This window comes from Streptomyces sp. NPDC060205 (assembly GCF_042728395.1).
Lineage (GTDB): Bacteria > Actinomycetota > Actinomycetes > Streptomycetales > Streptomycetaceae > Streptomyces.
This window is the reverse complement of record NZ_JBHWZP010000316.1, coordinates 1-10482: the sequence shown is the minus strand read 5'-3', so window position 1 is coordinate 10482 and position 10482 is coordinate 1. Positions and strand designations below refer to the sequence as shown.

9 protein-coding genes are annotated in these 10482 nt (G+C 72.6%); 6 read left to right on the top strand and 3 right to left on the bottom strand.

Going from position 1 to position 10482, the window contains the following annotated elements; translation table 11 throughout:
• Positions 1-57 precede the first annotated feature (57 nt).
• On the bottom strand, positions 58-2511 hold the full coding sequence (locus tag ACFWGJ_RS35855; RefSeq protein ID WP_387332966.1) for a helix-hairpin-helix domain-containing protein: 2454 nt from the start codon (positions 2509-2511) through the stop codon (positions 58-60).
• On the bottom strand, positions 2508-3491 hold the full coding sequence (locus ACFWGJ_RS35850) for an aldo/keto reductase (protein WP_387332964.1): 984 nt from the start codon (positions 3489-3491) through the stop codon (positions 2508-2510). The genes ACFWGJ_RS35855 and ACFWGJ_RS35850 overlap by 4 nt, the downstream gene beginning before the upstream one ends.
• A gap of 151 nt (positions 3492-3642) precedes the next feature.
• Here ACFWGJ_RS35850 and ACFWGJ_RS35845 point away from each other — a divergent pair, with 151 nt between their 5' ends.
• Positions 3643-4698 carry an LLM class F420-dependent oxidoreductase gene (locus ACFWGJ_RS35845; RefSeq protein ID WP_387332962.1) on the top strand — a complete coding sequence of 352 codons (1056 nt, stop codon included), beginning with the start codon at positions 3643-3645 and terminating at the stop codon, positions 4696-4698.
• 262 nt (positions 4699-4960) lie between these two features.
• Positions 4961-5749, top strand: a complete 789-nt coding sequence (locus tag ACFWGJ_RS35840; protein WP_387332960.1) for a ferritin-like domain-containing protein — start codon at positions 4961-4963, stop codon at positions 5747-5749.
• 132 nt (positions 5750-5881) lie between these two features.
• Here ACFWGJ_RS35840 and corA read toward each other — a convergent pair whose 3' ends face one another.
• The gene (gene corA / locus ACFWGJ_RS35835) at positions 5882-6880 is read right to left on the bottom strand and encodes a magnesium/cobalt transporter CorA (RefSeq protein ID WP_387332958.1); all 999 of its coding nucleotides are present in this window, start codon (positions 6878-6880) and stop codon (positions 5882-5884) included.
• Positions 6881-6942: 62 nt separating this feature from the next.
• On the opposite strand from corA, the gene ACFWGJ_RS35830 reads away from it, so the two are divergent.
• The 4 genes from ACFWGJ_RS35830 (at position 6943) to mshC (ending at position 10482) form a co-directional block, all read left to right on the top strand.
• Positions 6943-7629: a histidine phosphatase family protein gene (locus ACFWGJ_RS35830; RefSeq protein ID WP_387332956.1), complete on the top strand. Its 687-nt coding sequence runs from the start codon at positions 6943-6945 to the stop codon at positions 7627-7629.
• A gap of 103 nt (positions 7630-7732) precedes the next feature.
• A complete protein-coding gene (locus ACFWGJ_RS35825; protein WP_210892128.1) occupies positions 7733-8323 on the top strand; it encodes a DUF3090 domain-containing protein in 591 nt (196 codons plus the stop codon).
• On the top strand, positions 8287-9153 hold the full coding sequence (locus tag ACFWGJ_RS35820; protein WP_387332954.1) for an SCO1664 family protein: 867 nt from the start codon (positions 8287-8289) through the stop codon (positions 9151-9153). Before ACFWGJ_RS35825 ends, ACFWGJ_RS35820 begins: the two co-directional genes overlap by 37 nt.
• A gap of 99 nt (positions 9154-9252) precedes the next feature.
• Positions 9253-10482, top strand: a complete 1230-nt coding sequence (mshC, locus tag ACFWGJ_RS35815; RefSeq protein ID WP_387332952.1) for a cysteine--1-D-myo-inosityl 2-amino-2-deoxy-alpha-D-glucopyranoside ligase — start codon at positions 9253-9255, stop codon at positions 10480-10482.

Here is a 10482-nt window from a genome sequence, read left to right as displayed (position 1 = left end):
CCGGCCCCGCAAGGGCCGGTGACCGCCACCGTCGCGTTCGCGGAGTGGGGCCCGCGCTCAGACCGACGGCGGGATCTGAGCCGTGATCAGGGCCGGGAGCCTCGTCGTACGGGGCTTGGCGGTGATCTCCGCCACCGCGCGCGGCAGCGCCTGCTCCACGCCGTGGACCACGGACAGGTGACGGTCGGCGCGGCCGAAGGCGGTGTAGACCCACGGCCTGGAGAGCGCCTGCGCCGCGTCGCCGGGCAGCACCACGACCGCGGCGGGCCAGCGGACCCCGACGGCCTGGTGGGCGGTGAGCGCCCAGCCGTGCCGCACGGTCTGCTCCACCCGCTCCTTCGGTACGACGACGGGCGCGCCCGCGCACTCCAGGTGCAGCCCGTCGGCGTCGGCCCTCACCACCTGGCCCAGGACCGCACGGCCCGGCGTCGCGGAGTACGCGACCCGGTCGCCCGGGTCGAAGCCGCCGAAGCGGCCGGGGCCCGGGTTGAGCCGCTCCTTCAGTGCCGCGTTGAGCACGCGCGTGCCGGCCGCACCGCCGTGGCCCGGCGTGATCACCTGGGTCTGCCCGGCCGGGATGCCGATCGCGCGCGGCACCGAGTCGGCGACCAACTGCACGGTGCGGTGGATCGCCTCCCCGGCGTCCCGCACCGGAATGATCACGACTTCCTTGCCCGGTGCCTCGACCTGGTTCAGCTCGCCGATGCCGATGCCCGAGACCAGTTCGCCGACGGGGCCCGGGTCCGGGGTCCGTGAGGCGATCTGCGGGCACACCCGCGCGGCGAGCAGATCCGCGAACACCCGTCCGGGGCCCGCCGACCACAGCACGCCGGGGTCTCCGCTCAGGACGAGCCGGGCGCCGTCGGGCAGCGACTCGGCGAGCATCGCCGCGCTCTCGACGTCGAGCTGCGGGGCGTCGAGCACGATCAGGAGGTCGGTGCGGAGCATGCCGTCGCGGTCGCGCCCCGGGCCCTCCTCGCCGGAGAGCAGACCGGCGACGGTGGCCACGACCGCCGACGACGGATCCGGGTCCGGTGCCGCATCCCGCGCCTCCGCGCCGGCGAGCAGTTCCGCGAAGCGGCGGCGGCCGTCCGGGTGGTGGGTGGCCGCGCACACCCTCAGGCCGAGGGAGAGAGCAGCCGTCGCCAGGGACGCGGGCTCCGCGCGGGACGCCTCGCCGCCGGTGTGCAGGACCAGGCCGTGGCCCGCGACCGCCCGGATCAGTTCGGCCGCCGAGCCGGTCGCGGCCGGCTCCCAGGCCGCGGCGGCGCCCTCGTCCTTGGGCAGGGAGTTGACCACCCGGGCCAGTCCGTCGGCGAGGCTCTCCTCGGCGAGCGCGTACCGCTCCAGACCGATGAGGACGCGCACCGGACGGACCTCCTCGGCCTCCTCACCGTCCTCGCCGCCCTCGTCGTCCTGGGTGGCGTCCTCCACGGACCGCCGGGGCGCCGGGGGCGTGCCGCCGGGCTCGTCCAGCGCGTCCTGGAAGACCAGCGCGTCACCCTCGGCCAGCGCGCTCTGCACGGCCGCGTCGGGGTCGGGCACCGAGCGCTGCGCGAGCGCGGCGTGCAGCGCCGCGGCCTCCAGGGCGGTGTGCCCCACCAGCGCGGCCTGTTCGAGGAGCCACACGGTGACCGCGCGGCCCCGCCGCTCGTCGTCCGGACCGCACTCCGCGCCGAGCAGGGCCCGAGCGAACCCGTCGGCCTGCTCGGGGCGCACGCCCGCCACGCGCAGCAACTGCCAGGGGTCCTCGCGCAGTTGGCCGTCCGCCCCCTCGCCGAGGGTGGCGGCGGTCTGCGGTGCCAGCGCTTCCGGGGCACCGCCCCGCACGAGCACGGCGCGGACCGCGTCGACGGACTCCGACGCCATCGACGCCGGGGCGCCGGAGGGCACGGGCTGCGGGCGGCGCACCGGCTCCTGCGCGACCCTGCGCGCGGTGGGCTCAGGCCCGCTGAAGACGCTCGCCGAGGGCTTCTCGCCGCTCTCCACCGCCCGGACGGCCGCGAGCAGGTCGGCGGCCTTCCCACTCAGTGCCGTTCCGGCCAGGACCGGTCCGTCCTTCTCCGCCTTCCGCCGCTCGATCCGCTCCCGCAGCTCCCGCTGCGCGGCCAGCTCGGCCTCGGCCTCGGACAACTGGGCCGCACCCTCGGTGGCGCTCCCGGCGGGACTTCCGGCGCTCTCGGCGCTGTCGGCGGCCCCACCGTCCGCACCGGCGTCCCCGTCCAGGGGGCTGTCTGCGCCCGAAGAGCCCGCCGCGGTGTCCGCCGAGGAGCCTGACGCGGTGTCCGCCGAAGAACCCTCCACGGGGTCCGCCGAGGAGCGCTCGGCCCCGTCCGTCACGTCCGTCCCGTCCGCCGCGTCCGTCGTGTCTCCCTCGCCGGCGTCCTGCGAGGCGTCCCGGCGGGGTTCGGTGCCCGGCTGCTCCCCCGCGCCGGGCGTCCCGGACTCGGGACCGGCGTCCGGCGTCCCCGGCTCGGCTTCCTCCGCGGCGGCGGACGGCTCCGTGGTCACAGCGTGCTCCAGTCGTGATCGGGATAGTGGTGCACGGGCGCCGACACGTCGTCGAGCGCCCGGCAGATCTCGTCAGGAAGACTAAGGGTCTCCACTGACAACGCGGCCGTGAGCTGCGGCGCGTTGCGCGCGCCGATGATCGGGGCGGCCACCCCGGGCCGGTCGCGGACCCAGGCGAGAGCGACCTGGAGCGGCGTCACCGCCAGTCCGTCCGCCGCCGTCGCCACCGCGTCCACGATGCGGCTGGCCGCGTCGTCCAGATACGGCGCGACGAACGGCGCGAGCTGTTCGGAGGCGCCCCGCGAGTCCGCGGGCGTCGCGTGCCGGTACTTGCCGGTCAGGACGCCCCGGCCCAGCGGGGACGACGGCAGGAGCCCGATGCCCAGGTCCAGGGCGGCGGGCAGCACCTCGCGCTCGACGCCGCGCTGCAGCAGCGAGTACTCCATCTGCGTGCTCGCCAGCCGTGTGCGGGTCCCGGGGGCGGCGAGCTGCCAGGTCGCCGCCTTCGCGAGCTGCCAGCCGCAGTAGTTGGAGACCCCGGCATAGCGGGCCCGGCCGCTGCTGACAGCGATGTCGAGGGCCTGCAGGGTCTCCTCCAGCGGCGCGTCCGGGTCGAAGGCGTGGACCTGCCACAGGTCCACATGGTCCGTGCCGAGCCGGGCCAGCGAGGCGTCCAGGGCGGACAGCAGATGTCCCCGCGAGCCGTCGAACCGGCGGTCCGGGTCGGGCACACTGCCGGCCTTGGTGGATATGACGAGGTCCCGGCGGGGGACGAGGCCGTCCATGAGCTGTCCGAGCAGATACTCGGCCTCCCCGTCCCCGTACACGTCGGCCGTGTCGACGAGGGTCCCGCCCGCCTCCCAGAACGCCTTCAACAGGTCCGCGGCGTCGTGTTCGCCGGTGTCCCTGCCCCAGGTGAGGGTGCCGAGCCCGATGCGGGACACGCGCAGGCCGGTACGGCCGAGATGCCTCTGCTCCATGGTGGCTGAGATTACTGGCCGCAAGTCGACGTGTGGGAAGCCTGTGGACAACCTTCGTCACATGATCCGCAATGCTGTCCCTGCCGCTGGGCCCGGTGGCGCGCTAGGGTGCCGGACAAGGGACGTTACTGATCAGTAAGGGGAATCGGCCATGCAGCTCGGGATCAACCTCGGCTACTGGGGTGCCGGAATGGACGCGGACAACCTCGCCGTGGCCAAGGAGGCCGACCGCCTCGGGTACGCGGTCTGCTGGGCCGCCGAGGCGTACGGATCGGACGCGGCCACCGTGCTGAGCTGGGTCGCCGCCCAGACCGAGCGCATGGACGTCGGGTCGGCCATCTTCCAGATCCCGGCCCGCCAGCCCACGATGACCGCGATGACCGCGGCCACCCTGGACTCGCTCTCCGGCGGCCGTTTCCGCCTCGGCCTCGGCGTCTCGGGACCGCAGGTCTCCGAGGGCTGGTACGGCGTCAAGTTCGACAAGCCGCTGGCCCGCACCCGCGAGTACGTCGAGATCGTGCGCAAGGCGATGACCCGCGAGCGCCTGTCGTACGAGGGCGCGCACTGGACCCTGCCGCTGCCGGGCGGCCCGGGCAAGCCGCTCAAGCTGACCGTGCACCCGGAGCGCGAGCACATCCCGCTCTACATCGCCGCGATCGGCCCGAAGAACCTGGAGCAGACCGGCGAGATCGCCGACGGCGCCCTGCTGATCTTCCCGTCCGCCGACCATCTGGAGGACACCGCGATCAAGCACCTGCGCGCGGGCCGCGAGAAGGCCGGTCTGACGATGGACGGCTTCGACGTCTGTCCGACCGTGCCCCTCGCGCTCGGCGAGGACAAGGACGTGACGGCACTGGCTGACATGTTCCGTCCGTACACCGCGCTCTACGTGGGCGGCATGGGCAGCCGCAAGCAGAACTTCTACAACCAGCTCGCCCAGCGCATGGGCTACGAGCAGGAGGCCGCCGAGATCCAGGACAAGTACCTGTCCGGCGACAAGGAGGGCGCGGCGGCCGCCATCCCGCACCAGCTCATCGACCAGACCACGCTGCTCGGTTCCGTGGACCGCATCGCGGACCGGATGAAGGCCTACGCCGCCGCGGGCGTCACCACGCTGACGCTGGCTCCGGCGGGCTTCACCCTGGACGAGCGGATCGCCGCGCTGCGGGCCGGCACGGACGCCGCCGAGCGGGCCGGAGTCGCATAGCCGCGTCCGGCGGGACGGGACGGCTTCGCGGGACGGGAGAGTTCTGCGGCCGTGGTGGGGGCTCGGGGGGTCTTCCCCGCCACGGCCGTCACGGAGAACAACGCGCGACGGCCCGCTCGGTTACGCGCCCGGCATTCCCTGCGCGTCCACCGTTCAGCGGATTTGTCCGACACAGATGTTGCCGCACCCCTGGCTGCCCATTTGACTCGTTCTTTGCGGACTCCCGCAGGAGGCGGTGGTCGCGCGTGGAGGTGGCACAGTCATGCTTTCGGCCAGGAGTCTCTTCCAGGAGATCATCGACAACGACGAGTCCTTCCGGCTCTTCTGCTCCATCGCGGCGAGCGGGGAGACACAGGGAGGCTGGGAGAACGCGCGCATCGCGGCCCTCGTACCGGAGGCCGAGCGCGCGCTCGCACCCAAGATCACCCGGCACGGTGCCGACGAGGACAAGCACGGCCGGATCTTCAACGCCCTCATGAAGAAGCGCGGTCTCACACCGGTCGAGATCCCGCCCGGGACCGACTACACGATGCTCCTGGAGAAGAACGGCATCGGCCTCACGCACGACAAGCTCAAGCGCGACGAACCGCTCACCGTGCGGGACATCGTCACCTACCTGTCCCACAGCAGGGTCACCGAGCAGCGCGCCGCGGACCAGATGGTCATGCTCCGCAAGGACTTCGGGGACCATCCGGAGATCGGCAAGGCCGTACGGATGATCTCCGACGACGAGGACAACCACCTCGCGTACTGCCACGAGGAACTGCTGCGCTTCGCCCGGGCGGGACACGGCCGGACCATCCAGCGGACCCTGCGCGAGTGCGCGCTGGCCGAGGCCCGCGTCTACCGCGAGGTCAGCCTCGCCGTGATGGCCCACATGGGGCGCATCCTCGGCTGGTCGGGCCCCAAGGCGGCGCTCCTCGCCACGGGCATCCGCGCGATGTACGCCTACGAGCGGACGGTCGGCTGGCGGCGGATGGTCTCCCTGACGATGCCGGAGCGGCGCGACGCCCTCGGCGGCCCGGCGACGGCCGCACCCGGATACGCCTGACCGGCCGACTGCGCCCCACCCCACCCCCGACCGCCCACCGTCGGCCGACCACCCACGCGCGCGTGGCGCCTCGTACGCGTCACGCGCGCGTGGAGCCCGTCCGGGCCCGGCCGCATCCTCGGCCGCGACCCGCTACAGCCACCCCCGCCGCTTGAAGAGCCGGAACAGCAGCACCTCCAGGACCACCATGATCGCGATGACCGCCGGATAGGCCCACAGCCAGTGCAGCTCCGGCATGTGCTCGAAGTTCATGCCGTAGATCCCCGCGATCATCGTGGGGACCGCGGCCATGGCCGCCCACGACGAGATCTTCCGCATGTCGTCGTTCTGCCGCACGCTCATCTGCGCCAGGTGCGCCGACAGGACGTCCGAGACCAGCCGGTCCAGGGATTCCACCGACTCGTTGACGCGGGTCAGGTGGTCGTTGACGTCCCGGAAGAACGGATGGGCCTTGTCGTCGACGAACGGCACCGCGGGGCCGGCCGCACCGGCGCCCGCCAGGCGGTGCAACGGCACCGACAGCGGCCCGGTGGCCCGGCGGAACTCCTGGATCTGCCGCTTGAAGGTGTAGATCCGGGACGCGGTGTGCCGCGAGCCGCCGTCGTCCGGCGAGAACACCTCCGCCTCCAGCTCCTCCAGGTCGGTCTGCAGCTCGGTCGCCACCTCCAGGTAGTGGTCCACGGTGGCGTCGGCGATCGCGTAGAGCACCGCCGTCGGACCCAGGCGCATCATGTCCGGGTCCTTCTCCAGCCGGTCGCGCACCGACTTCAGGGGCGCGCCCTCGCCGTGCCGCACGGTCACCACGAAACAGTCGCCCAGGAAGATCATGAGCTCGCCGGACGACACGGTGTCGCTGTCCGGCTCGTACGTCACCGGCTTGAGGACCGCGAACAGCGAGTCGTCGTACACCTCCAGCTTGGGGCGCTGATGCGCCTTGAGGGCGTCCTCGACGGCCAGCTCGTGCAGCCCGAACTCGTCCGTGACGAGATCGAACTCCCGCTCCGACGGCTCGTGCAGCCCTATCCACACGAAGGCGTTCCCGTACGCGCGTGCCGCGGCCAGCGCGTCGGACAGATCCTCCGGACCCTCGGTCCGGTGTCCGTCCCGGTAGATGGCACAGTCCACGATCACAGAGCGAATTCTCCTGTCACTGATTCTCCGGCGCACTCGGCGGGGCGCCTACGCTGGGCCGCATGCCCACCTTGATCCTTGTCCGGCACGGACGCTCCACCGCCAACACCGCGGGACTCCTCGCCGGATGGACACCCGGCGTCGCCCTCGACGAGCGCGGCAACGCGCAGGCGGCGGCCCTGCCCGGGCGCCTCGCGGAGCTGCCGCTCGCCGAGATAGTCAGCAGCCCCCTCCAGCGCTGCCAGGAAACGATCCGGCCGCTGCTCGACGCCCGTCCCGGCCTGACGGCCCACTCCGACGACCGCATCGGGGAGTGCCACTACGGAGACTGGTCCGGGCGCAAGCTCGCCGAGCTGTCGGGCGAGCCGCTGATGGAGGTCGTGCAGGCGCACCCCTCCGCCGCCGCGTTCCCGGGCGGTGAGTCCATGCGCGCGATGCAGACCCGGGCCGCCGAGGCGGTACGGGAGTGGAACGCGCGCGTGGAGCGCGATCACGGCAGCGACGCCGTCTATCTCATGTGCTCGCACGGCGACATCATCAAGTCGCTCGTGGCCGACGCACTCGGTCTTCATCTGGACCTCTTCCAGCGGATCTCCGTAGAACCGTGTTCCATCACCGCGATCCGTTACACACGACTGCGGCCATTTCTCGTACGCCTCGGAGACACCGGCGATCTCGCCTCCCTCGCGCCGCGCGAGGAGCCGTCCGGCGGCGACGCCGCGGTCGGGGGCGGTGCGGGCGCACCGTGATCGTCGGCCGCAGTAGGGTGAGGCGGTCGAAGCAGCGCAGCAGTTGTCAGCGGCAGACGCAAGTGACGGCAGAAGCAGTCGATCGATCCAATGGAGACAGGACGTGTCCCGTCAGGTGTTCCTCTACGACCCGCCGGACCGTTTCGTAGCCGGTACGGTCGGGCTGCCAGGGCGCCGTACCTTCTTCCTGCAGGCCTCCTCAGGCCCCCGGGTGACCAGTGTCGCCCTGGAGAAGACGCAGGTCGCGGCGCTCGCCGAACGAATGGACGAGCTTCTCGACGAGGTCGTACGGCGCACCGGCGGCATCGCCCCCGTGCCCGTGCTGCCCCCGACGGCGGTCTCCGACACCGCCCCGCTCGACACGCCCGTCGAGGAAGAATTCCGGGTCGGCACCATGGCCCTCGCCTGGGACGGCGACGAGCAGCGCATGATCGTCGAGGCCCAGGCTCTCGTGGAGCTGGACGCCGACTCGGAGGAGGACCTGGCCGCCGCCGAGGAGGAGTTGCTCCAGGACGAGGAGAACGGTCCTCCGATGCTGCGGGTCCGCCTCACCGGCGCACAGGCCCGGGCCTTCGCCAAGCGTGCCCTCGAAGTCGTCAACGCCGGCCGGCCGCCGTGCCCGCTGTGCAGTCTCCCGCTCGACCCGGAAGGACACGTATGTCCGCGCCAGAACGGATACCGCCGCGAGGCGTGAGTGAGGCCGAGCTGCTCACCGAGGGCGCCCTGACCGTCCGCGGCCGCATCCGGGAGGCCTCGAACGCGGTACTGCTGTGCGACGTGTCCCACGAAGGACGCGAGGCGACCTGCGTCTACAAGCCGGTCGCCGGCGAGCGCCCGCTGTGGGACTTCCCCGACGGCACCCTCGCCCAGCGGGAGGTCGCGGCCTACGAGGTGTCCGAGGCCACCGGCTGGGGGCTCGTCCCGACCACCGTGCTGCGCGAAGGGCCGTACGGCCGGGGCATGTGCCAGCTGTGGATCGAGCCGCCGGACGAGGAACCCGGTGACGGCCACGACGACGGCGACGGCGGCCAGGTCATCGACGGAGGCGCCGGACTGCTCGCGCTCATCGACGCCGAGGAACCCGGCGAGGGGTGGAAGGCCATCGGCCTCGCCGAGGTCGGCGAGGGGCGCACCGCCCTGCTCGTGCACGCCGACGACGAACGGCTGCGCCGGCTCGCCGTCCTCGACGCGGTCATCAACAACGCGGACCGCAAGGGCGGGCACCTGCTGCCCACCTCCGGGGGGCGGCTGTACGGAATCGACCACGGCGTGACCTTCAACGCCGAGAACAAGCTGCGCACCCTGCTGTGGGGCTGGGCGGGGGAGAAGCTCACCGCCGAGGCCGTCGAGGCCCTGGAACGGCTCAGGGAGGCCCTGGGAGGGCCGTTGGGCGTGCGGCTGGGGGAACTGATCACCGCGGCGGAGCTGGACGCCACACGCGCCCGTGTGGCCAATCTGCTCGCCTCCGGACGGCATCCCGAGCCCTCGGGGGAGTGGCCCGCGATCCCCTGGCCACCCGTATAGCCCGGACGCACACTTCGAGGCGACGCGCAAGGACGCCTGTCCGGCCATCTGCCCTGGTCCGGTTCGTATACGGAACATCCGTCCGGTTAGGCTCAAGGTATGCATGCCTGGCCCGCTTCCGAGGTCCCCGCCCTGCCCGGCAAGGGCCGCGACCTCAGGATCCACGACACCGCGACCGGTGGTCCTGTGACCCTCGACCCCGGTCCCGTCGCCCGTATCTATGTCTGCGGCATCACTCCGTACGACGCGACCCACATCGGTCACGCGGCGACCTACAACGCGTTCGACCTCGTACAGCGCGTGTGGCTCGACACCAAGCGGCAGGTTCACTACGTCCAGAACGTGACGGACGTCGACGACCCTCTGCTGGAGCGCGCCGCGCGGGACAACGTCGACTGGGTCTCCCTCGCCGAGCAGGAGACGACCCTCTTCCGCGAGGACATGACCGCCCTGCGGATGCTGCCCCCGAGGCACTACATCGGCGCGGTCGAGGCCATACCCGGGATCGTCCCGCTGGTCGAACGGCTGCGGGACTCCGGTGCCGCCTACGAACTGGAAGGTGACGTCTACTTCTCCGTGGAGGCCGATCCGCACTTCGGCGGGGTGGCCAACCTCGACGTGGCGGCCATGCGGCTGCTGTCCGCCGAGCGCGGCGGCGACCCGGACCGTCCTGGCAAGAAGAACCCGCTCGACCCGATGCTGTGGATGGCGGCCCGCGAGGGCGAGCCCAGCTGGGACGGCGGTTCGCTCGGACAGGGCCGGCCCGGCTGGCACATCGAGTGCGTCGCGATCGCGCTCGACCACCTCGGAATGGGCTTCGACGTCCAGGGCGGCGGCTCCGACCTCGCCTTCCCGCACCACGAGATGGGCGCCTCCCACGCACAGGCGCTGACCGGCGAGTTCCCGATGGCCAAGGCGTACGTGCACGCCGGCATGGTCGCGCTCGACGGCGAGAAGATGTCCAAGTCCAAGGGCAACCTCGTCTTCGTGTCCGCGCTCCGCCGCGAGGGCGTCGACCCGGCGGCCATCCGGCTCGCCCTGCTCTCGCACCACTACCGGGCCGACTGGGAGTGGACCGACCAGGTACTTCAGGACGCCGTCGCGCGCCTGGAGCGCTGGCGGGCCGCCGTGTCGCGGCCCGACGGCCCGTCGGCCGAGGCGCTCGTCGACGAGATCCGCGAGGCCCTCGCGAACGACCTGGACGCGCCCTCGGCCCTCGCGGCCGTCGACCGCTGGGCCGCGCTCCAGGAGGAGCGGGGCGGTACGGACGAGGGCGCCCCCGGCGTCGTCTCCCGTGCCGTGGACGCCCTGATGGGCGTAGCCCTCTAG

Bases quoted from the DNA above. Each gene is read 5' to 3' on its own strand.
- ACFWGJ_RS35830 (WP_387332956.1), top strand. From the start codon at position 6,943: ATGCCCACCTTGATCCTTGTCCGGCACGGACGCTCCACCGCCAACACC.
- ACFWGJ_RS35845 (WP_387332962.1), top strand. From the start codon at position 3,643: ATGCAGCTCGGGATCAACCTCGGCTACTGGGGTGCCGGAATGGACGCG.
- ACFWGJ_RS35840 (WP_387332960.1), top strand. From the start codon at position 4,961: ATGCTTTCGGCCAGGAGTCTCTTCCAGGAGATCATCGACAACGACGAG.
- mshC (WP_387332952.1), top strand. From the start codon at position 9,253: ATGCATGCCTGGCCCGCTTCCGAGGTCCCCGCCCTGCCCGGCAAGGGC.
- ACFWGJ_RS35850 (WP_387332964.1), bottom strand. From the start codon at position 3,491: ATGGAGCAGAGGCATCTCGGCCGTACCGGCCTGCGCGTGTCCCGCATC.
- ACFWGJ_RS35820 (WP_387332954.1), top strand. From the start codon at position 8,287: ATGTCCGCGCCAGAACGGATACCGCCGCGAGGCGTGAGTGAGGCCGAG.